Consider the following 20,875-nt stretch of genomic DNA (forward strand, 5'->3'; position numbering starts at 1 on the left):
CCACCGCTGGGAGGTGCCCCCGCCGGGATCACCCGATGTCCAGGGGATCCACCCGCACCGCGGGGTCCCTGTCCCCCCGGGCCAGGCGGCGGGCCTTCGCCTCCTTGAGGGCTGCCGCGAGGGCGCTGCCCTGGCCGGGGCGGACCCGTAGCAGGGCGCGCTCCCAGACCTCGCCCGCGGGCGGGTCTCCGGGGCGGCGCGGGCGGCCGGGGGGTGGCGGGGGCAGCGGGACCGGGCCCAGGGTCTCGGCTCCCTCGGGGAGCCGGGTGGAGGCGATCAGCTCGGCCACCGCCTCCGCGGGGCCGGTCACCGCCGCCATCCGGGAGATCGGCGGGAAGCCCAGATCGGACCGCTCGGCCAGCTCGCGCGCCGCGAAACCGGCCGGGTCCCAGCGCACCAGCGCCTGGACGGGCCGCAGCGTCGGCTCGGCCATGATCACCACCGTGCCGCCCCCGCTGTCGTCCCCCTCCTCCCCATGGCCGCGGACCAGCGAGGCCGCCTCCAGCCAGTGGCGCAGCGCGTCCTCACCGGCGCGCAGATCGGGGCGGCCGAGCAGGGCCCAGCCGTCGAGCAGCAGCGCCGCGGCGTAGCCGCCCTCCGCGACCGGCTCGGCGCCCGGTGTGCTCACGACGAGCGCCGGGCGGTCGGGGACGGACGTCAGCACATGGTCACGGCCGGAGGTGCGGACGGGCACGGACGGAAAGGCGCGGCCCAGCTCCTCGGCGGTGCGCCGGGCGCCGACGACGGACGCCCGCAGCCGGACGCCCCCGCATTCGCGGCAGTGCCAGGCGGGCTCGTCCCGCCCGCACCAACCACACACCAGGTGGTCCGCGTCCCGCGCCTCCAGCGGGCCCGAGCAGTGCGCACAGCGCGCGGGCTCCCGGCAGCGCTCACAGGCCAGCTTGGGCACATAGCCCCGGCGCGGCACCTGTACCAGCACCGGGCCCCGGGTCAGCGCGTCCCGTACGGTCTGCCAGGCGAGCGTGGGGAGCCGGGCGGCACGGGCCTCCGCGTCCCGGGCCACCTCGCCCTCGTCGACCGTACGGATCAGCGGGGCGGCCGCCCTGACCCGCTCGCGGTCGGCCTCGAGCGGCCGGGCCCAGCCGTTCTCCACCAGTTGGGCGGCCTCGACGGTGCGGCCGAGGTCGCCCAGCAGGAAGCCGGCCTTCTCATGGACGGCGCGCAGCAGCAGCACATCGCGGGCATGCGGCTGCGGCAGCCGGTCGTCGCTGTGGCTGCGGTCCCCGTCGTCCCAGATCCCCACCAGCCCGAGGTCCCGGACCGGTGCGAACATCGCCGCCCGGGTGCCCACCACCGCCCGGACCGAGCCCCGGCTGACCGCCAGCCAGCGGCGGTAGCGCTCCTCGGGCCCGAGGTCGGCGGTGAGCAGCACATGCCGCCCCGGGCCGCCGAGCACCTCCGTGAGCGCGGCGTCCACCCGCTCGGCGGTCCGCCCGTCGGGCACGACGACGAGCGCCCCGCGCCCGGACGCGAGCGTGGCGGCCACGGCGGTGGCCCACTCCCGGGGCCAGTGCGGCCCGGGCAGCGCGGTCCATACGGCACGCGGCCGGTCCCCACCCACCAGCGCCTCCAGGAACCCGGGCCCGGCCGGATAACGCGCCCAGCTCCCCGGCGCGGGCGGCCCCGGCGGGGGCAGCGGCGGCGGCGACGGCTCGCCCTCGGCACGGGCATTGCGCTTGGGCAGGGCCAGCTGGAGCACATCGGCGAGCGATCCGGCGTACCGGTCGGCGACCGCCCGGCACAGCGCCAGCAGGCCCGGCCCCAGCACCTGCTCCGTGGAGACCACCTGCGCGAGGGCGGCCAGCGGGCCCCGGTAGTCGGACTCGGCGACGCGCTCGATGATGTACCCGTCGAGCAGCCCGCCCCCCTCACGCCGCCCCTCGCGCACCTTCCCCGTACCGGCTCCGAACCGCACCCGCACCCGCACCCCGGGCCGGGCCTCGGCGTCCATCTCGGCCGGCACCGCGTAGTCCCACAGCTTGTCGAGGTGGACCGGCCCCTTGTCGACCAGCACCCGCGCCACCGGCCGCTCCGCGGCCAGCGCCGCCCCCCGCCAGGTCCGCGGTTTGGCCTTGGGCACCTTGGCCTTGCGCACCGTCTCCCGGATGAGCGCGAGCTGCTCCCCCTCCGACGCCTCCGCCGGATCCCTCGGCCGCTCGTTGTCCCTGCTCACAGATCAAGTCTTAGCAGACCGTACAGACACCGGACGCATGCGAAGGCCCGGACGCCGCGGGGGCGTCCGGGCCTTCGTCGGGAGTCGTGATCGAGCCGGGGTCCTACAGACCCGCCGCCGCCCGGAGGGCGTCGACGCGGTCGGTGCGCTCCCAGGTGAAGTCGGAGTGCTCACGGCCGAAGTGGCCGTACGCCGCGGTCTGGGCGTAGATCGGGCGGAGCAGGTCGAGGTCGCGGATGATCGCGGCCGGGCGGAGGTCGAAGACCTCGGAGATGGCCTTCTCGATCTTCTCGGCGTCGACCGCCGCCGTGCCGAAGGTCTCGACGAAGAGGCCGACCGGCTCGGCCTTGCCGATGGCGTACGCGACCTGCACCTCGCAGCGCTGGGCGAGGCCGGCGGCCACCACGTTCTTGGCGACCCAGCGCATGGCGTAGGCGGCGGAGCGGTCGACCTTGGAGGGGTCCTTGCCGGAGAAGGCGCCGCCGCCGTGGCGGGACATGCCTCCGTAGGTGTCGATGATGATCTTGCGGCCGGTGAGGCCGGCGTCGCCCATCGGGCCGCCGATCTCGAAGCGGCCGGTGGGGTTCACCAGCAGGCGGTAGCCCTCGGTGTCGAGCTTGATGCCGTCCTCGACCAGCTCGTTCAGCACGTGCTCGACGACGAATTCCCGGATGTCGGGCGCCAGCAGCGAGTCCAGGTCGATGTCGGAGGCGTGCTGCGAGGAGACGACGACGGTGTCCAGGCGGACCGCCTTGTGACCGTCGTACTCGATGGTGACCTGGGTCTTGCCGTCCGGGCGCAGGTAGGGGATGGTCCCGTTCTTGCGGACGTCGGACAGCCGGCGGGAGAGCCGGTGCGCCAGGTTGATCGGCAGCGGCATCAGCTCGGGCGTCTCGTCGCAGGCGTACCCGAACATCAGGCCCTGGTCGCCCGCGCCCTGCTTGTCCAGTTCGTCCTCGTCGCCCTCGACCCGGAGCTCGTAGGCGGAGTCCACACCCTGGGCGATGTCCGGGGACTGAGAGCCGATCGACACCGAGACGCCGCAGGAGGCGCCGTCGAAGCCCTTCTTCGACGAGTCGTAGCCGATCTCGAGGACCTTGTTCCGCACGAGCGTCGCGATATCGGCGTACGCCTTGGTCGTCACCTCGCCGGCCACGTGCACCAGGCCGGTGGTGATCAAGGTTTCGACGGCGACCCGGGAGGTCGGGTCCTCCCGCAGAAGGGCGTCGAGGATGGTGTCGCTGATCTGGTCAGCGATCTTGTCGGGGTGACCCTCGGTCACGGATTCCGAGGTGAACAGGCGGCGGGACACATCGCTCCCTGGGGTTGCAGCGGCTGCTGGCTGATCATGGTCGGGACCGCCCGGGGGCTGCGCCCGATGCGGTTCCTGGGCCAGTTTATCCGGCACGTCCACCGGTCAAGCATCCCCGTCCCACAGAACGGGCAGGCCCGTGACCGGGAACATACCTTGCCTCAAGCCGAAATACAGCCCCACCCCGCCGTGGCGGGAATGTGTCATGAGCCCGATCGGCCGTGTCCTGCCCCCGTCGAGCCCGTGGCGGAAGTCCCGGCGAGCCTCGGGTCCTGGCTCAGCCCAGGCGGCGGGCCACCAGGTCCCAGACGGTGTCGGCGAGCGCGCCCTTGGGGCCGTACGGCACGGGCGTCTCGGTGCCGTCAGCGCCGAGCACCACGGCCTCGTTGGTCTCGGCGCCGAAGGTCTTGTGCTCGCCGACCTCGTTCACCACGAGCAGATCGCAGCCCTTGCGCGCCAGCTTCGCCCGGCCGTTCGCGAGCACATCGTCGGTCTCGGCGGCGAAGCCGACCACGATCTGGCCGGGGCGGGCGCGCTCCGCGGAGATCTCGGCGAGGATGTCCGGATTCCGTACCAGGGCGAGCGGCTCGGGCTCCTGGCCTTCGCGCTTCTTGATCTTCCCCTCGGCGTACCGCGCGGGGCGGAAATCGGCGACGGCGGCGGCCATCACCACGGCGTCGGCGTCCGCGGCGGCCTTGAGGACGGCCTCCCGCAGTTGTGCCGCGGTGCCCGCGCGCACCACATCGGCGCCGGCCGGGTCGGGCAGCTCGCTGTTGGCCGAGACGAGCGTCACCCGCGCGCCCCGGGCGACGGCGGCACGGGCCAGGGCGTACCCCTGGCGGCCGGTGGAGCGGTTGCCGAGGAAGCGCACCGGGTCCAGCGGCTCGCGGGTGCCTCCGGCGCTGACCACGACATGGCGGCCGGCCAGATCGGCGGTGAGCGCCTCGGTGCCGCGGGCCAGCACCCGGCGGCAGACCTCGAAGATCTCCCCGGGGTCCGGCAGCCGCCCCTTGCCGGTGTCCACGCCGGTGAGCCGCCCCACGGCGGGCTCGATGACGATGGCGCCGCGGCGGCGCAGGGTCGCCACGTTCTCCCGGGTGGCCGGGTGCTCCCACATCTCGGTGTGCATCGCGGGCGCGAAGACGACCGGACAGCGCGCGGTGAGCAGCGTATTGGTGAGCAGGTCGTCCGCCAGGCCATGGGCGGCCTTGGCGAGCAGATCGGCGGTGGCGGGGGCGATCACGACCAGATCGGCGGACTGGCCGATGCGGACGTGGGGCACCTGGTGGACGGACTCCCAGACCTCGGTCGTCGCCGGATGTCCGGACAGCGCCGACCAGGTCGCCTCGCCGACGAAGTGCAGCGCCGAGGCGGTCGGCACGACGCGTACGTCATGGCCGGACTCGGTGAGGCGGCGCAGCAGCTCACACGCCTTGTAGGCGGCGATCCCGCCACTGACGCCCAGGACCACCTCGGGCTTGTCCATCGCTCGGCTCTCCCCACCGGGTACGTCGTATGCCGCGTCGGGCCGTACGCCCAGTCACGGTACGCCGGTTCTCACGTACCCATGACACACCACGGGCCCGGCATGACTGCCGGGCCGGTGGCTCAAGCGATTCGAAACCTACTGGGCGGGGCCCTCGATGGCCTCGGAGGTCAGCAGGCCCGCGTTGATCTCGCGGAGCGCGATCGAGAGGGGCTTCTCGTGGACGTGGGTGTCCACGAGGGGACCGACGTACTCGAGCAGGCCCTCACCGAGCTGGGAGTAGTACGCGTTGATCTGACGCGCGCGCTTGGCCGCGTAGATCACCAGGCTGTACTTGGAGTCGGTGGCCTCGAGCAGCTCATCAATCGGAGGGTTGATGATCCCCTCGGGCGCGGTCATGGGAGAGGACACTCTCTAGCCTTCCTTATTTCGCCACATGGCAAGAGTGAATCGAAGATCAAGCCACTCGCATCAAGGCTAGCAGCTCGCCCGCCACGTCCTCGACGGAGGTATTGACCAAGGTCATATCGAACTCTGACTCGGCGGCCAGCTCGGTCCGCGCGGCCTCCAGCCGCCGCTCGATCACCTCGGGCGCCTCGGTGCCCCGGCCGGTGAGCCGGCGCACCAGCTCCTCCCAGCTCGGCGGCGCGAGGAAGACCAGCCGCGCCTCCGGCATGGACTCGCGGATCTGCCGTGCGCCCTGCAGATCGATCTCCAGCAGCACCGGCTCCCCCGCGTCGAGGCGGTCCATGACCGCCTCGCGCGGAGTGCCGTAGCGGTTGCCCGCGAATTCGGCCCACTCCAGCAGCTCACCATTGGCTATGAGCTTGTCGAACTCCCCGTCGTCCACGAAGAAGTAGTGGACGCCGTCCCGCTCACCGGGGCGCGGGCGCCGCGTCGTGGCGGAGACCGAGAGCCAGACCTCGGGGTGTTCCTTGCGCATATGGGCGACGACCGTGCTCTTGCCGACCCCGGAGGGGCCGGAGAGCACGGTCAGTCGCGGTCGTGCGGAGTGTGCTGCCATGGAGCGATTATCCAGGTTCCCGGGAGTGCCTGGAAACGCCGGGCCGGGTCAGCCGGCGGCGCCGCCGAACTCACGCTCGAGCGACGCGATCTGGTTGGAGCCCAGACCCCGCACACGACGGCTCTCGGAGATGCCGAGCCGCTCCATGATCTGCTTGGCGCGGACCTTGCCGACGCCGGGCAGGGACTCGAGGAGAGCGGACACCTTCATCTTGCCGATGACGTCGTTCTCCTGGCCCTGCTTGATGACCTCGTGCAGGGAGGCGCCGGAGTGCTTGAGTCGATTCTTGACCTCGGCGCGCTCCCGGCGAGCCGCGGCGGCCTTTTCTAGCGCGGCTGCGCGCTGTTCAGGGGTAAGGGGCGGAAGAGCCACGCCTACGTCACCTCGGATGTCGAACTGTCGGATATGGACCGGTGAGGAACCTAGTCGCCCCTCACCTGGGGAGCAACGCGCAACGCAGCACGCGTTCGCTCTCGTCGGAGACTAGCGGCCGATCCCGCTCCAGTCAGCGAGAACAGACGAAAAGTCCTGGTCAGACTCGCTCGACTCAGACATTTACGGACAAAGTAACCGGGTTATTCGGCCACGGCACGCACTTCATCAGCCATTCGGGAGGCCGCCGCGACCAGCGACGCGGCGTCCGGACCGTGCCGGAGCACCCCCCGGCTGACGCTCGGAACGACATTTCGCACCGCCGCGCCGAAGACCGCCGGAAGATCGGCGGGGGTCGCGCCCTGGGCCCCGATACCCGGGGCCAGCAGTGGCCCGTCGATCGCCAGATCGGCGCCCAGCCGGTGCGCGGTGCCGCCGAGGGTCGCCCCGACGACGGCCCCGTACGAGCCGAGGCGGCCCTCGGCGGCCTCGGCGGCGTTCTCGGCCTTGAGCGCGGTCAGCACGGTGGCCGCGACGGTCGTCCCGTCGGGCCGTACCGCGTGCTGCACCTCGGCGCCCTCCGGGTTGGACGTCAGCGCCAGCGCGAAGACGCCCGCCCCCGCCGCCCACGCCGCGTCCAGCGCCGGGCGCAGCGAGCCGAAGCCCAGGTAGGGGCTGACGGTGACCGCGTCCGAGAACAGCGGGCTGCCGGGGTCGAGGTAGGCGGCGGCGTACGCGGCCATCGTGGACCCGATGTCGCCGCGCTTGGCGTCCATCAGCACCAGCGCCCCGGCGTCCCGGGCGTCGGCCACGGCCCGCTCCAGGACGGCGATGCCGCGCGAGCCGAAGCGCTCGAAGAAGGCCGACTGCGGCTTGAGTACGGCGACGCGCCCGGCGAGCGCGTCCACGACGGTCCGCGTGAACCGCTCAAGACCCGCGACATCGTCCCCGAGCCCCCAGTCGGCGAGCAGGGAGGCGTGCGGGTCGATGCCGACGCACAGCGGGCCGCGGGCGTCCATGGCGGCACGCAGCCGGGTGCCGAAGGGGGTCGTCATGCGTTCTCCTTGTGGACGGCCGCGCCGACGGCCTCGGCGAGGGTGGCGTACGGGCTCGCGGCCAGACGGGCCGCGAGGCCGCGGTGGATCTCACGGCACCAGAACGGCCCGCGGTAGATGAACGCGCTGTAGCCCTGCACCAGCGTCGCCCCCGCGAGGATCCGCTCCCACGCGTCGTCGGCCGTCTCGATCCCGCCCACGCCCACCAGCGTGAGCCGGTCCCCCACCCGGGCGTACAGGCGGCGCAGCACCTCCAGGGAGCGCGCCTTCAGGGGCGCGCCGGACAGGCCGCCGGTCTCGGCGGTGAGCCGGGCGGGGGAGGTGAGGCCGAGGCCGTCGCGCGCGATGGTGGTGTTCGTGGCGATGATGCCGTCCAGGCCGAGCTCGACCGCCAGATCGGCGACCGCGTCCACGTCCTCGTCGGCGAGATCCGGCGCGATTTTGACCAGAAGTGGCACCTTGCGGTCGGTGACCGTGCGGTCCGCGGCCTCGCGGACCGCGGTCAGCAGCGGCCGCAGCTGGTCCACGGCCTGGAGATTCCGCAGTCCGGGGGTATTGGGCGAGGAGACGTTGACGACGAGGTAGTCGGCGTGGGCGGCGAGCCGCTCGGTGGACGTCACATAGTCGGCGACGGCCTCCTCCTCCGGGACGACCTTGGTCTTGCCGATGTTGACGCCGACCGTCGTGCGGAAGGCCGGGCGCCGGGCCGCGAGGCGGGCCGCGACCGCCGCCGAGCCCTCGTTGTTGAAGCCCATCCGGTTGATCAGGGCGCCGTCGGCGACCAGCCGGAAGAGCCGCCGCTTGGGGTTGCCGGGCTGCGGCTGGGCGGTGACCGTGCCGATCTCGACATGGTCGAAGCCCAGCATGGCCATGCCGTCGATCCCGGCGGCGTTCTTGTCGAATCCGGCGGCGAGCCCGAACGGCCCGTGCATCCGCAGGCCCAGCGCCTCGGTGCGCAGCGCCTTGTCGCGGGGGGCGAGGAGGGCCGCGACGAAGGTGCGCAGGACGGGGACGCGGGCGGCCAGCCGGATCCAGCCGAAGGCCAGGTGGTGGGCCTTTTCCGGGTCCATGCGCCGGAAGAGCAGGTTGAAGAGCAGCGAGTACATGAGGGGCTTTCTGCGCGCGGCGGAAGCGGGGGAAGAGTGGCGGCTCGCGAAGAGGGGGACACCGGCCGGTGTCCCCCTCCCTCGCCTCACTCCTCGCGGGCGGCGGTCAGATGTTCCGCGTGTTCCTGGAGCGATCGGACGCCGACCGCGCCCCGGCCCAGCGCCTCGATGCCCTGGACGGCGGCCGCGAGCGCCTGGACGGTGGTCAGGCACGGGACGCCGCGGGCGACGGACGCCGTACGGATGTCATAGCCGTCGAGCCGGCCGCCGGTGCCGTACGGGGTGTTGACGATCAGATCGACCTCGCCCTCGTGGATGAGCTGGACGATGGTCTTCTCGCCGTTCGGGCCCTCGCCCTCGCTGTGCTTGCGCACCACGGTCGCGTTGATCCCGTTGCGCTTGAGCACCTCCGCCGTGCCCGAGGTGGCCAGCAGCTCGAAGCCGAGGCCGACCAGCTCCCGGGCCGGGAAGATCATCGAGCGCTTGTCCCGGTTGGCGACGGAGACGAACGCGCGCCCCTTGGTCGGCAGCGCGCCGTACGCCCCGGCCTGCGACTTGGCGTAGGCCGCGCCGAAGACCGAGTCGATGCCCATGACCTCGCCGGTGGAGCGCATCTCCGGGCCGAGGACGGTGTCCACCCCGCGCCCGGAGGCGTCCCGGAACCGACTCCACGGCATCACGGCCTCCTTGACCGAGATCGGAGCGTCCATCGGCAGCGTGCCGCCGTCGCCGCTGGAGGGCAGCAGCCCCTCGGCGCGCAGCTCGGCGATGGTGGCGCCCAGCGAGATCCGGGCGGCGGCCTTGGCCAGTGGCACGGCGGTGGCCTTGGAGGTGAAGGGGACGGTACGGGAGGCGCGCGGGTTGGCCTCCAGCACGTAGAGGATGTCCCCGGCCATCGCGAACTGGATGTTGATCAGCCCGCGGACGCCGACCCCGCGCGCGATGGCCTCGGTCGAGGCGCGCAGCCGCTTGATGTCGAAGCCGCCGAGGGTGATCGGGGGCAGGGCGCAGGCGGAGTCGCCGGAGTGGATCCCGGCCTCCTCGATGTGCTCCATGACGCCGCCGAGGTAGAGCTCCTCGCCGTCGTAGAGCGCGTCCACGTCGATTTCGATGGCGTCGTCGAGGAAGCGGTCGATGAGCACGGGGTGTTCGGAGATCAGCCCGGCGTGCCGCTCCAGGTACGCGGCGAGCGAGGGCTCGTCGTAGACGATCTCCATGCCGCGGCCGCCGAGCACGTAGGAGGGGCGGACCATGACCGGGTAGCCGATCTCGGCGGCGATGCCCTTGGCCTGCTCGAAGGAGAAGGCGGTGCCGTACTTGGGCGCGGGCAGCCCGGCCTCGGTGAGCACCCGGCCGAAGGCGCCGCGCTCCTCGGCGAGGTTGATCGCCTCGGGCGAGGTGCCGACGATCGGCACGCCGTTGTCCTTGAGCGCCTGGGCCAGGCCCAGCGGGGTCTGGCCGCCGAGCTGGACGATCACCCCGGCGACCGGGCCCGCCTGCGCTTCCGCGTGGACGATCTCCAGCACGTCCTCCAGGGTGAGCGGCTCGAAGTAGAGCCGGTCGGAGGTGTCGTAGTCGGTGGAGACGGTCTCCGGGTTGCAGTTGACCATGACGGTCTCATAGCCCGCGTCATGCAGCGCGAAGGAGGCGTGGACGCAGGAGTAGTCGAACTCGATGCCCTGGCCGATGCGGTTGGGGCCCGAGCCGAGGATGATCACCGCGGGGGTCTCGCGCGGGGCGACCTCGGACTCCTCGTCGTAGGAGGAGTAGAAGTACGGGGTCCTGGCGGCGAACTCGGCGGCGCAGGTGTCGACCGTCTTGTAGACGGGCCGGATGCCCAGCGCGTGCCGCACCTCGCGGACCACGTCCTCGCGCAGCGAGCGGATCCCGGCGATCTGGGCGTCGGAGAAGCCGTGCCGCTTGGCCTCGGCGAGCAGCTCGGGGCCGAGCTTGTCGGCGGCGGCGAGCTCGTCCGCGATCTCCTTGATGAGGAAGAGCTGGTCCACGAACCACGGGTCGATCTTCGTCGCGTCGAAGACCTCCTCGGGGGTGGCGCCGGCGCGGATGGCCCGCATCACGGTGTTGATCCGGCCGTCGGTGGGGACGACCGCCGCCCGGAGCAGCTCGGACTTGCTCCCGGGCTCCCCGGTGAAGTCGAACTGGCTGCCCTTCTTCTCCAGCGAGCGCAGCGCCTTCTGGAGCGCCTCGGTGAAGTTGCGGCCGATGGCCATGGCCTCGCCGACCGACTTCATGGTGGTGGTGAGCCGGGCGTCGGCGGCCGGGAACTTCTCGAAGGCGAAGCGCGGCACCTTGACCACGACGTAGTCGAGCGTGGGCTCGAAGGACGCCGGGGTCTCCTGGGTGATGTCGTTGGGGATCTCGTCCAGGGTGTAGCCGACGGCCAGCTTCGCGGCGATCTTGGCGATGGGGAAGCCGGTGGCCTTGGAGGCGAGCGCCGAGGAGCGGGAGACGCGCGGGTTCATCTCGATGACGATGACCCGGCCGTCCTCGGGGTTGACCGCGAACTGGATGTTGCAGCCGCCGGTGTCGACGCCGACCTCGCGGATGACGGCGATGCCGATGTCCCGCAGCGTCTGGTACTCGCGGTCGGTGAGCGTCATCGCCGGGGCGACGGTGATCGAGTCACCGGTGTGCACGCCCATGGGGTCGAAGTTCTCGATGGAGCAGACGACCACGACGTTGTCGTTGCGGTCGCGCATCAGCTCCAGCTCGTACTCCTTCCAGCCGAGGATGGACTCCTCCAGGAGCACCTCGGTGGTCGGCGAGAGGGCCAGGCCCTGACCCGCGATACGGCGCAGCTCGTCCTCGTCGTGGGCGAAGCCGGAGCCCGCGCCGCCCATGGTGAAGGAGGGGCGGACCACGACGGGGTAGCCGCCGAGCTGCTCGACGCCCGCGAGGACGTCGTCCATGGAGTGACAGATGACCGAGCGGGCGGACTCACCGTGGCCGATCTTGGCGCGGACGGCCTCGACGACCTCCTTGAACTGGTCGCGGTCCTCGCCCTTGTGGATGGCCTGGACATTGGCGCCGATCAGCTCGACGCCGTACTCCTCGAGGGTGCCCGCCTCGTGCAGCGAGATGGCGGTGTTGAGCGCGGTCTGGCCGCCGAGGGTGGGCAGCAGCGCGTCGGGGCGCTCCTTGGCGATGATCTTCTCGACGTACTCCGGGGTGATCGGCTCGACATAGGTGGCGTCGGCGATCTCCGGGTCGGTCATGATCGTGGCCGGGTTGGAGTTGACCAGGATGACCCGCAGGCCCTCGGCCTTCAGCACCCGGCACGCCTGGGTGCCGGAGTAGTCGAACTCGGCGGCCTGGCCGATGACGATCGGGCCGGAGCCGATGACCAGAACGGACTGGATGTCGGTGCGCTTAGGCACGCTGGCCCTCCATCAGGGACACGAAGCGGTCGAAAAGGTACGCGGCGTCATGCGGACCGGCGGCGGCTTCGGGGTGGTACTGGACGCTGAACGCGGGGCGGTCGAGCAGCCGCAGCCCCTCGACCACGTTGTCGTTGAGGCAGACGTGGGAGACCTCGGCGCGGCCGTAGGGGGTGTCGGACGGCGCGTCGAGCGGGGCGTCCACGGCGAAGCCGTGGTTGTGGGCGGTGACCTCCACCTTGCCGGTGGTGCGGTCCTGCACCGGCTGGTTGATCCCGCGGTGGCCGTACTTCAGCTTGAAGGTGCCGAAGCCGAGCGCGCGGCCGAGGATCTGGTTGCCGAAGCAGATGCCGAACAGCGGCGTGGAGCGCTCCAGCACGGCCCGCATCAGGGAGACGGGGTGGTCGGCGGTGGCCGGGTCGCCGGGGCCGTTGGAGAAGAAGACCCCGTCCGGGTTCACCGCGTAGACGTCCTCGGCGGTGGCGGTCGCGGGCAGGACGTGCACCTCGATGCCGCGCTCGGCCATCCGGTGCGGGGTCATGCCCTTGATGCCCAGGTCGATCGCGGCGACGGTGAACTTCTTGGTGCCGATCGCCGGGACGACGTAAGCCTCCTCGGTGGCCACCTCGCCGCTGAGGTCGGCGCCCTTCATCTGGGGGGCCTCCCTCACCTTGGCCAGCAGCGCGGCCTCGTCGGCGAGCGCCGCGCCGGAGAAGATGCCCACGCGCATGGCGCCGCGCTCGCGCAGATGGCGGGTGAGGGCGCGGGTGTCGATCCCGCTGATGCCGACGACGCCCTGGGCGCTGAGCTCCTCGTCGAGCGAGCGGCGGGAGCGCCAGTTGGAGGGCGTACGGGCCGGGTCGCGCACCACGTAGCCGGAGACCCAGATCCGCTTCGACTCCGGGTCCTCGTCGTTGACGCCGGTGTTCCCGATGTGCGGGGCGGTCATCACGACGACCTGGCGGTGGTAGGAGGGGTCGGTCAGGGTCTCCTGGTAGCCGGTCATCCCGGTGGAGAACACGGCCTCGCCGAAGGTCTCCCCCACGGCTCCGTAGGCCCGGCCGCGGAAGGTGCGGCCGTCCTCCAGGACGAGGACTGCGGGGCTCGTGGCCCCCCTGTTGGAGGTGGTCATCGTGCACCTTCCGTGTCGTGCGAGGGGACGGCCGCTTCGCTGGGGCCGCCGGAGAGTTCGGTGAGGGCGTCCACCCACGCGGTGTGCTCCGCGGCGTGGTCGGAGCGGAAGCCGGAGTCGATCAGCCGGTCCCCGTGGCTCCAAGTGATCACCAGCAGCCCGCCCTCGGCGAGGACCTTGCCCGCGATGCCCTTGTCGAGCCGGGCGCCGCGCAGCTCGGCGGCGGGGATGAAGAAGTCCCGCGCGCCCGGCCGTACGACGCTCACACCCTGGTCGGTGAGGGTGAGCTCGACCCGGCTGCGGGTGCCCAGGCCCTGGGCGACGATCCGGTCCAGCCACTGCCCGGCGGTGGTGGAGCCGTGGTAGCGGCCGCTCATCGTCAGGGTGGGGGCGCCGGGCTCGGCCGGGGCCTGGGGCAGCTCGGGGAGGTCGCCCTGGAGGGTGCCGCGCCACTTCCAGCCCTCGCGCATCAGCCAGTAGACCAGCGCGATGACCAGCAGCAGCCCGACGACCCAGCCGATCCTGGCGACCCAGTCCGTTACGTCCTGCGATTTCTGCTCGGCGGCGAGGCCCGCGAATCCCGCGAGGCCCGCCACCGGATGACTCGGAGTTGTCACGCCAGCTTCCCGTCCACAACCGTCGCCCGGCCCCGCAGGAACGTGTGCGTCACGCGGCCCGGCAGTTCGCGGCCCTCGTAGGGGGTGTTGCGGCTGCGGGAGGCGAAGCCCGCGGGGTTCACCACACCACGGTAAGCGGAGTCGAGCAGGGTGAGGTTGGCGGGCTCCCCGGCGGCGATGGGGCGGCCGTGGCCGGTCAGACGGCCGATGGCCGAGGGCCGCACCGACATCCGGTCGGCGACCCCCGTCCAGTCCAGCAGCCCGGTGTCCACCATGGTGTGCTGGACCACGGACAGGGCCGTCTCCAGACCCACCATGCCCATGGCCGCCGCGCCCCACTCGCAGTCCTTGTCCTCGTGCGGATGCGGGGCGTGGTCGGTGGCCACGCAGTCGATGGTGCCGTCGGCGAGCGCCTCACGCAGCGCCATCACATCGGCCTCGGTGCGCAGCGGCGGGTTCACCTTGTAGACGGGGTCGTAGGAGCGCACGAGCTCGTCGGTCAGCAGCAGGTGGTGCGGGGTGACCTCGGCGGTGACGTTCCAGCCCTTGGACTTGGCCCAGCGGACGATCTCGACCGAGCCCGCGGTGGACAGATGGCAGATGTGCACCCGGGAACCGACGTGGGCGGCGAGCAGCACATCGCGGGCGATGATCGACTCCTCGGCGACGGCCGGCCAGCCGCCCAGGCCCAGCTCGGCGGAGACGACGCCCTCGTTCATCTGGGCGCCCTCGGTGAGGCGGGGCTCCTGGGCGTGCTGGGCGATCACGCCGTCGAACGCCTTCACGTACTCCAGCGCGCGGCGCATGATCACCGCGTCGTCCACGCACTTGCCGTCGTCGGAGAAGACCCGTACCCCGGCGGCGGAGTCGTGCATCGCGCCCAGCTCGGCGAGCTTCTTGCCCTCCAGGCCCACGGTCACCGCCCCGATGGGCTGGACGTCGCAGTAGCCGGACTCCTTGCCCAGCCGCCACACCTGCTCGACGACGCCCGCGGTGTCGGCCACCGGGAAGGTGTTGGCCATGGCGTGGACCGCGGTGAAACCGCCGATCGCGGCGGCCCGGGTGCCGGTGAGGACCGTCTCGGAGTCCTCCCGGCCGGGCTCGCGCAGATGGGTGTGGAGGTCGACCAGGCCCGGCAGCAGGATCTGCCCGGCGGCGTCGATCACGGTGGCGCCGTCCGCGTCGAGGCCGGTGCCGACCGCGGCGACGCGCTCGCCCTCGATGAGCACGTCGCGCGGCTCACCGCCGAGCGGCTTCGCCCCGCGCAGCAGCGTCTTGTGGGTGTCGCTCATGGTCACTTGCTCTCCTCGGTGCGGGCGGCGGCGACGGCGGACTCGTTCCCGCCGAGCAGCAGATACAGGACGGCCATGCGGATCGAGACGCCGTTGGCGACCTGTTCGACGGCGGTGCAGCGGTCGGAGTCCGCGACCTCCGCGGTGATCTCCATGCCGCGGTTCATGGGGCCGGGGTGCATCACGATGGCGTGCTCCGGCATCCGCGCCATACGGTCGCCGTCCAGGCCGTAGCGGCGGGCGTACTCCCGCTCGGTGGGGAAGAACGCGGCGTTCATGCGCTCGCGCTGGACGCGCAGCATCATCACGGCGTCGGTCTTGCCGACCACCGCGTCGAGGTCGTAGGAGACCTCGCAGGGCCAGCTCTCCACGCCGAAGGGGACCAGCGTCGGCGGGGCGACCAGGGTGACCTCGGCGCCCAGGGTGGACAGCAGATGGACGTTGGAGCGGGCCACCCGGCTGTGCAGGACGTCGCCGACGATGGTGATCCGGCGCCCGGCCAGGTCCTGGCCCACGCCGGACGCCCCGGAGGCCAGCCGGCGGCGCATGGTGAACGCGTCGAGCAGCGCCTGGGTGGGGTGCTCATGGGTGCCGTCGCCCGCGTTCACCACGGCGCCGTTGATCCAGCCGGAGGTGGCCAGCCGGTGCGGGGCGCCGGAGGCGTGGTGGCGGATCACCACGGCGTCGGCGCCCATCGCCTCCAGGGTGAGCGCGGTGTCCTTCAGGGACTCGCCCTTGGAGACCGAGGACCCCTTGGCGGAGAAGTTGATCACGTCGGCGGACAGCCGCTTGGCGGCCGCCTCGAACGAGATGCGGGTGCGGGTGGAGTCCTCGAAGAAGAGGTTGACGACGGTACGGCCGCGCAGGGTCGGCAGTTTCTTGATCGGCCGGTCGGCGAGCCGGGCCAGTTCCTCGGCGGTGTCGAGGATCAGGACGGCGTCGTCGCGAGAGAGATCGGCGGCCGAGATGAGGTGGCGCTTCATCCGGTTGCTCCGTGGGTGAAGGAGGTGTGCGGGCGTGCGGGCGGGCAGGCGCGGGGACCGGTGACCTGGTGGCACCGGTGGTCCGTCGGGCGGGTTCTCTTCGGTCGCCGGGGCGGCACCCGCCGTCGGTGAGGGGCGCTACTTCCCGTCCGCGGGGGTGGTCCCGCGCAGCCCGAGGAGCACGCTGTCGCGGCCGTCCTCCTCGGTGAGCTGGACCTTGACCGTCTCCCGCAGCGACGTGGGGAGGTTCTTGCCGACGTAGTCGGCGCGGATCGGCAGTTCCCGGTGGCCGCGGTCGACGAGGACCGCGAGCTGGACCGCGCGCGGCCGCCCGATGTCACCGAGGGCGTCGAGGGCGGCGCGGATGGTGCGGCCGGAGAAGAGCACATCGTCGACCAGGACCACGAGGCGGCCGTCGATGCCGTCGTCGGGGATCTCGGTGCGGGCGAGCGCGCGGGCCGGGCGCAGCCTCAGGTCGTCGCGGTACATCGTGATGTCGAGCGAGCCGACCGGGATCCGGCCGGGCTTGCCGGTGATCTCTTCGAGCCGGGCGGCCAGCCGCCGGGCGAGAAAGACACCACGGGTGGGAATGCCGAGCAGCACCACGTCATCGGCGCCTTTGGCGCGCTCGACGATCTCGTGGGCGATGCGGGTGAGAACGCGCGCGATATCCGGTGCTTCCAGCACGGAACGCGCGGCGTCCGAGGTGTGGGCGTCCATACGAAACGGACCTCCTTCTCCGCCTCACGGGACGGACCTTAAAGGACGGTCGGATTTGCGCCATTCACACTAGCAGGAGTATCGAGTGCCCCCGTCAACGCCCCTGGCCGGAGCCCCTCCGCCCCATTCGGCTTGACGAATGGAAATTACGCTGCGTAACCTCACAGTGAGTGACCAGCCGCGCGGCACAGCCGCACGTCGATACAGCGTCCGGGGAGCTTTATGTCCAGCGAATACGCCAAACAGCTCGGGGCCAAGCTCCGCGCCATCCGCACCCAGCAGGGCCTCTCCCTCCACGGTGTCGAGGAGAAGTCCCAGGGCCGCTGGAAGGCCGTGGTGGTGGGATCGTACGAGCGCGGCGACCGCGCCGTGACCGTGCAGCGTCTCGCCGAGCTGGCCGACTTCTACGGCGTCCCGGTGCAGGAGCTGCTTCCGGGCACGAGCCCGGCCGGAGCCGCCGAACCGCCGCCGAAGCTGGTACTGGACCTGGAGCGACTGGCCCATGTGCCGGTCGAGAAGGCGGGCCCGCTGCAGCGGTACGCCGCGACGATCCAGAGCCAGCGTGGCGACTACAACGGCAAGGTGCTCTCGATCCGCCAGGACGATCTGCGCACCCTCGCCGTCATCTACGACCAGTCGCCGTCCGTGCTGACCGAACAGCTGATCAGCTGGGGCGTGCTGGGCGCCGACGCCCGCCGCGCGGTCCAGCACGAAGACGTCTGAGTCCCTCTTTCCCTGTTCACAGCAGTTCACCTGCAGAAACGTGCCGCCGGGGGCGGTGGAGCCCTTCTGGGTCCTCCACCGCCCCCGGCGGCTTCGTCATGTGATGAACGCGGCTATGCCTGGTGTTCCCGGGGCTCCTGCTCGCGACGCAGACTCGGCTTCAGCTCCTTGATACGGCCCAGCAGGCCGTTGACGAAGGCCGGCGAGTCATCGGTGGAGAACTCCTTGGCGAGCTGCACCGCCTCGTCGATCACCACCGCGTCCGGGGTCGCGTCCTCCCACACCAGCTCATACGCGCCCAGCCGCAGGATGTTCCGGTCGACGACCGGCATCCGGTCCAGCGTCCAGCCCACCGCGTAGGTGGCGATCAGCTCGTCGATCCGCTCGATGTGCTGGGCATATCCCTCGACGAGCTGCATCGTGTATTCGCTGACCGGGGGCTGCCGGTCGTCGGTCCGGGCGAGCCGGATCCAGTCCGCGAGCACGGTCTGCACGGCGCTGCCGCGCTGATCGGCCTCGAAGAGGATCTGGAAGGCACGCTTACGGGCCTTGTTGCGGGCAGCCACGGTTAGTTGTTCACCCGACCGAGGTATTCACCGGAGCGGGTGTCGACCTTGATCTTCTCACCGGTGGTGATGAACAGCGGCACGCCGATCTCGTAGCCGGTCTCCAGCTTGGCGGGCTTGGTGCCACCGGTGGAGCGGTCGCCCTGGACGCCGGGCTCGGTGTACTCGATCACCAGCTCGACGGCGGCGGGAAGCTCGACGTACAGCGGGTTGCCCTCGTACATCGCCACGACGGCCTCGAAGCCCTCGAGCAGGTAGCGGGCGTTGTCGCCGACGACCTCGGGGGTGATGTAGATCTGGTCGAAGGTGTCCATGTCCATGAACACAAAGCTCTCGCCGTCCTTGTACGAGAACTGCATGCCGCGCTTGTCGACATTGGCCGTCTCGACCTTCACACCGGCGTTGAAGGTCTTGTCGACCACCTTGCCGGACAGCACGTTCTTGAGCTTGGTGCGCACGAAAGCAGGGCCCTTGCCGGGCTTGACGTGCTGGAACTCGACGACGGACCACAGCTGGCCGCCGTCGAGCTTGAGCACCATGCCGTTCTTGAGGTCGTTCGTGGATGCCACGGTTGCGGGATCTCCTGGACTGCAGCTGGCGGAGACCAGAGAGCCGCCGGCGCGCCCGGTTCCGCTAGAGCGCGAGCAGCTCTTTGGTCGTGATGGTGAGTAGCTCGGGTCCGCCGTCCGCCTCGGGGCGGACGACGAGCGTGTCATCGATCCGGACACCGCCCCGGCCCGGGAGGTGGACCCCCGGCTCGACGGTGACCGGCACACAAGCGTCCAGTTTACCCATGGCGGACGGTGTGAGCCGAGGGTCCTCGTCGATTTCCAGGCCCACACCGTGTCCGGTGCACGGTTCCAGCGCGTCTCCGAAGCCCGCGGCGGCCAGCACCTGACGGGTCACCCGGTCCACGTCCCGGTACGCCCGGCCCGGCAACAGCGCCTCCCGCCCGGCCCGCTGAGCGGCGAAGACGGCATCGTACAGCTCGACCTGCCAGTCCGCGGGCGAGGGCCCGATGACGAAGGTACGGCCCACCTGGCAGCGGTAGCCGCGGTAGTCGGCGCCGAGACAGATGGTGAGGAAATCGCCCTCCTCGACCCTCCGGTCGGTGGGCGGATGGCCGGGGCGCCCCGCGTTGGGCCCCGCCGCGACCACGGTGGGGAAGGCCGGGCCGTCCGCGCCGTGGTCCACCAGCCGGCGCTCCAGCTCCAGCGCCAGATGCCGCTCGGTGCGGCCCACCAGGATCGACTCCAGCAGCTCGCCGAGCGCCTGGTCGGCGAGCTCCCCGGCGATCCGCATACAGGAGATCTCCTCGTCGTCCTTGATGAGCCGCAACTGCTCGACGGCGCGCCCCAGATCGGCGAGGCGGACGCGGGGGGCGGCGGCGCCGAGCGCCCGATGGCGGGCGACGGTCAGATCGTGCTCCTCGACGGCCAGCGACTCGGCGCCGTCCGCCGCGGCCAGATCGGCGGCGGCCACGGCCGGATCGCCGTCCGCGCCGGGCATGACCAGCAGCCGCGGCTCGTCGGAACGCGGCGGGCCCGAGGAGAGCGGGGGCGCGGACGGGACTTCGGTGGCCACCAGAACGTCCTGGACGGGGCCGAGCAGCAGCACGGCCCCGGGCGGCGCGGCGCCGCACAGATAGCGCACATTCGCGGGCCGGGACACCAGCGCCGCCGCGCTCCCGGCCGCGGTGCACTGATCGTGCAGACGGGCACGTCGGGCCGCATACACCTCGGACATGTCCCCGAGCGTACGCACGCCTGGCGGATACGGCTTCTCCAGTGGCTCCGGTCGGGGGTACCTCCCAGCGGTAGCTGGGGGCGAGCCGAAGGGGCGCGTCGCTGTCGAAAGGGAGTCGCGCGCAGGGAGCGAGGAACGAGCGACCGAGCACGTCGACCGTCGACAGGGGGCACCTCCCAGCGGTAGCTGGGGGAGACTTTTGCGCCCCGGAGGCGAACCGAGCCTTGAAAAAGGGGGACGGGGGGTCCTACCAGCTCGGTGGGCTTGCGATGGAGCGGGTGACGACCTCGTCGAGCATGCGGGCCGTGGTCTCCACGTCGTACGTGGAGTTGTCGATGATCGGCAGGCCGGAGCCGTACCACCCCGCCATCCGGCCGTGGATCCGCGCCACCTCCTCGTCGCTGAGGCGGCGGTTCCCGGTGCGGGCCGCGTTCCGCTCCAGGACGATCTCCAGGCCCGGAAGGACCACCACCGGCAGCAGCCCGGGGCCCACATGGCGCTTCCAGCCGCCGAGGCCGACGACCGGGCGGTCGGGGAAGACGGCGTCGTCGAGGATGCAGGAGATCCCGTTGGCCAGGAAGTTGCGGGCGGCGAAGCCGCAGGTGCGGCGGGCGAGACGATACTGCGCCTCGGAGTTCTCGTTCCACCCGGACTGGGGGTTGGCGAAGCCGGACCGGACCCACTCCCGCACATCGTCCAGGCTGATGTGCGCGGTCGGCACCCGGCGGCGGTCGGCCCAGTAGCGCGCGACCGTCGTCTTGCCCGCCCCGGCCGGTCCGATCAGCAGCACCGCCACCGTCGCCTGCGAGACATCGGCGAGCGACGGGTCCGCCGGGGGGTTCGGCAGCGGCACCGGGCCGCCGGGCGGCAACTGGACGTGGCCGGTGGTGTTCACCGTCTCCAGCGGCGCCCCGGGGGGCGCGGGCGGGGCCGGCGGAGGGGACACCGGATGCGGCGCGGGCGGTGCCACGTGTCCGGGCACGGGAGGCGCGTGCGGGGCGGGGGGATTGGGGTGAGGTCCCGGGTGATGGCTCGCACTCGCGCCCTGGGCCCAGCCCGCGCCCTGCGGCCCGGGAACCGGCCCCGGCTGATGGGGCGGTGGCAGCGGAGCTCCCACTGCATGCTGCATCCGGTGGCACTCCGTCTCGT

At 71.9% G+C, this 20,875-nt stretch carries 19 protein-coding genes; 1 reads left to right on the forward strand and 18 read right to left on the reverse strand.

The genetic code is table 11. From position 1 onward, the window contains the following. Positions 1 to 28 precede the first annotated feature (28 nt). From ACZ6TD_RS10480 to pyrR, 14 genes are all read right to left on the reverse strand, one after another. On the reverse strand, positions 29 to 2,194 hold the full coding sequence (locus ACZ6TD_RS10480) for a primosomal protein N' (RefSeq protein WP_471352870.1): 2,166 nt from the start codon (positions 2,192 to 2,194) through the stop codon (positions 29 to 31). Positions 2,195 to 2,297: 103 nt separating this feature from the next. Beyond that, positions 2,298 to 3,506: a methionine adenosyltransferase gene (metK, locus tag ACZ6TD_RS10485; protein WP_470007609.1), complete on the reverse strand. Its 1,209-nt coding sequence runs from the start codon at positions 3,504 to 3,506 to the stop codon at positions 2,298 to 2,300. A gap of 277 nt (positions 3,507 to 3,783) precedes the next feature. Beyond that, positions 3,784 to 4,992, reverse strand: coding sequence for a bifunctional phosphopantothenoylcysteine decarboxylase/phosphopantothenate--cysteine ligase CoaBC (coaBC, locus tag ACZ6TD_RS10490; RefSeq protein ID WP_471352872.1), 1,209 nt, complete (start codon positions 4,990 to 4,992; stop codon positions 3,784 to 3,786). 138 nt (positions 4,993 to 5,130) lie between these two features. Next, positions 5,131 to 5,391, reverse strand: a complete 261-nt coding sequence (gene rpoZ, locus ACZ6TD_RS10495) for a DNA-directed RNA polymerase subunit omega (protein ID WP_020867048.1) — start codon at positions 5,389 to 5,391, stop codon at positions 5,131 to 5,133. Positions 5,392 to 5,449: 58 nt separating this feature from the next. Next, complete coding sequence (gene gmk / locus ACZ6TD_RS10500) at positions 5,450 to 6,016, reverse strand: guanylate kinase (RefSeq protein WP_471352874.1); 567 nt, start codon at positions 6,014 to 6,016, stop codon at positions 5,450 to 5,452. Between the two features lie 48 nt (positions 6,017 to 6,064). Further along, the gene (locus ACZ6TD_RS10505) at positions 6,065 to 6,388 is read right to left on the reverse strand and encodes an integration host factor (RefSeq protein ID WP_009713618.1); all 324 of its coding nucleotides are present in this window, start codon (positions 6,386 to 6,388) and stop codon (positions 6,065 to 6,067) included. Positions 6,389 to 6,591: 203 nt separating this feature from the next. After that, the gene (gene pyrF / locus ACZ6TD_RS10510) at positions 6,592 to 7,443 is read right to left on the reverse strand and encodes an orotidine-5'-phosphate decarboxylase (RefSeq protein WP_471352876.1); all 852 of its coding nucleotides are present in this window, start codon (positions 7,441 to 7,443) and stop codon (positions 6,592 to 6,594) included. Further along, entirely contained in the window at positions 7,440 to 8,549 is a 1,110-nt protein-coding gene (locus ACZ6TD_RS10515) for a quinone-dependent dihydroorotate dehydrogenase (protein WP_471352878.1), read from the reverse strand. Before ACZ6TD_RS10515 ends, pyrF begins: the two co-directional genes overlap by 4 nt. A gap of 86 nt (positions 8,550 to 8,635) precedes the next feature. After that, on the reverse strand, positions 8,636 to 11,947 hold the full coding sequence (carB, locus tag ACZ6TD_RS10520) for a carbamoyl-phosphate synthase large subunit (RefSeq protein WP_471352880.1): 3,312 nt from the start codon (positions 11,945 to 11,947) through the stop codon (positions 8,636 to 8,638). Continuing rightward, positions 11,940 to 13,079: a glutamine-hydrolyzing carbamoyl-phosphate synthase small subunit gene (gene carA, locus ACZ6TD_RS10525; RefSeq protein ID WP_471352882.1), complete on the reverse strand. Its 1,140-nt coding sequence runs from the start codon at positions 13,077 to 13,079 to the stop codon at positions 11,940 to 11,942. Before carA ends, carB begins: the two co-directional genes overlap by 8 nt. Further along, positions 13,076 to 13,696 (reverse strand): PH-like domain-containing protein, encoded by a 621-nt coding sequence (locus ACZ6TD_RS10530; protein WP_471352884.1) that lies wholly within the window; start codon positions 13,694 to 13,696, stop codon positions 13,076 to 13,078. Before ACZ6TD_RS10530 ends, carA begins: the two co-directional genes overlap by 4 nt. Continuing rightward, positions 13,693 to 14,988: a dihydroorotase gene (locus ACZ6TD_RS10535; protein ID WP_471352886.1), complete on the reverse strand. Its 1,296-nt coding sequence runs from the start codon at positions 14,986 to 14,988 to the stop codon at positions 13,693 to 13,695. Before ACZ6TD_RS10535 ends, ACZ6TD_RS10530 begins: the two co-directional genes overlap by 4 nt. Positions 14,989 to 14,990: 2 nt before the next feature. Further along, on the reverse strand, positions 14,991 to 15,971 hold the full coding sequence (locus ACZ6TD_RS10540; RefSeq protein ID WP_385204510.1) for an aspartate carbamoyltransferase catalytic subunit: 981 nt from the start codon (positions 15,969 to 15,971) through the stop codon (positions 14,991 to 14,993). Between the two features lie 138 nt (positions 15,972 to 16,109). Then, the gene (pyrR, locus tag ACZ6TD_RS10545) at positions 16,110 to 16,691 is read right to left on the reverse strand and encodes a bifunctional pyr operon transcriptional regulator/uracil phosphoribosyltransferase PyrR (protein ID WP_137980357.1); all 582 of its coding nucleotides are present in this window, start codon (positions 16,689 to 16,691) and stop codon (positions 16,110 to 16,112) included. A 222-nt stretch (positions 16,692 to 16,913) separates the two neighbouring features. Here pyrR and bldD point away from each other — a divergent pair, with 222 nt between their 5' ends. After that, positions 16,914 to 17,414: a transcriptional regulator BldD gene (gene bldD / locus ACZ6TD_RS10550; protein WP_014056259.1), complete on the forward strand. Its 501-nt coding sequence runs from the start codon at positions 16,914 to 16,916 to the stop codon at positions 17,412 to 17,414. A gap of 113 nt (positions 17,415 to 17,527) precedes the next feature. Here bldD and nusB read toward each other — a convergent pair whose 3' ends face one another. The 4 genes from nusB to ACZ6TD_RS10570 all read right to left on the reverse strand — a co-directional run bounded on the left by nusB (position 17,528) and on the right by ACZ6TD_RS10570 (position 20,855). Beyond that, the gene (gene nusB, locus ACZ6TD_RS10555) at positions 17,528 to 17,980 is read right to left on the reverse strand and encodes a transcription antitermination factor NusB (protein WP_471352889.1); all 453 of its coding nucleotides are present in this window, start codon (positions 17,978 to 17,980) and stop codon (positions 17,528 to 17,530) included. A 2-nt stretch (positions 17,981 to 17,982) separates the two neighbouring features. Further along, entirely contained in the window at positions 17,983 to 18,549 is a 567-nt protein-coding gene (efp, locus tag ACZ6TD_RS10560; RefSeq protein ID WP_037951647.1) for an elongation factor P, read from the reverse strand. A 64-nt stretch (positions 18,550 to 18,613) separates the two neighbouring features. After that, the gene (locus tag ACZ6TD_RS10565) at positions 18,614 to 19,726 is read right to left on the reverse strand and encodes an aminopeptidase P family protein (protein WP_471352891.1); all 1,113 of its coding nucleotides are present in this window, start codon (positions 19,724 to 19,726) and stop codon (positions 18,614 to 18,616) included. A gap of 247 nt (positions 19,727 to 19,973) precedes the next feature. Beyond that, positions 19,974 to 20,855 carry a Pro-rich N-terminal domain-containing protein gene (locus tag ACZ6TD_RS10570; protein WP_471352893.1) on the reverse strand — a complete coding sequence of 294 codons (882 nt, stop codon included), beginning with the start codon at positions 20,853 to 20,855 and terminating at the stop codon, positions 19,974 to 19,976. Positions 20,856 to 20,875: the final 20 nt, after the last annotated feature.

It is taken from the genome of Streptomyces yongxingensis (genome assembly GCF_055597465.1).

What these genes read in the sequence shown, in the direction of transcription:
- coaBC (WP_471352872.1), bottom strand. Translation starts at nt 4,992, where the DNA reads ATGGACAAGCCCGAGGTGGTCCTGGGCGTCAGTGGCGGGATCGCCGCC.
- rpoZ (WP_020867048.1), bottom strand. Translation starts at nt 5,391, where the DNA reads ATGACCGCGCCCGAGGGGATCATCAACCCTCCGATTGATGAGCTGCTC.
- gmk (WP_471352874.1), bottom strand. Translation starts at nt 6,016, where the DNA reads ATGGCAGCACACTCCGCACGACCGCGACTGACCGTGCTCTCCGGCCCC.
- pyrF (WP_471352876.1), bottom strand. Translation starts at nt 7,443, where the DNA reads ATGACGACCCCCTTCGGCACCCGGCTGCGTGCCGCCATGGACGCCCGC.
- ACZ6TD_RS10515 (WP_471352878.1), bottom strand. Translation starts at nt 8,549, where the DNA reads ATGTACTCGCTGCTCTTCAACCTGCTCTTCCGGCGCATGGACCCGGAA.
- carA (WP_471352882.1), bottom strand. Translation starts at nt 13,079, where the DNA reads ATGACCACCTCCAACAGGGGGGCCACGAGCCCCGCAGTCCTCGTCCTG.
- ACZ6TD_RS10535 (WP_471352886.1), bottom strand. Translation starts at nt 14,988, where the DNA reads ATGAGCGACACCCACAAGACGCTGCTGCGCGGGGCGAAGCCGCTCGGC.
- ACZ6TD_RS10540 (WP_385204510.1), bottom strand. Translation starts at nt 15,971, where the DNA reads ATGAAGCGCCACCTCATCTCGGCCGCCGATCTCTCTCGCGACGACGCC.
- pyrR (WP_137980357.1), bottom strand. Translation starts at nt 16,691, where the DNA reads ATGGACGCCCACACCTCGGACGCCGCGCGTTCCGTGCTGGAAGCACCG.
- bldD (WP_014056259.1), top strand. Translation starts at nt 16,914, where the DNA reads ATGTCCAGCGAATACGCCAAACAGCTCGGGGCCAAGCTCCGCGCCATC.
- ACZ6TD_RS10565 (WP_471352891.1), bottom strand. Translation starts at nt 19,726, where the DNA reads ATGTCCGAGGTGTATGCGGCCCGACGTGCCCGTCTGCACGATCAGTGC.
- ACZ6TD_RS10570 (WP_471352893.1), bottom strand. Translation starts at nt 20,855, where the DNA reads ATGCAGCATGCAGTGGGAGCTCCGCTGCCACCGCCCCATCAGCCGGGG.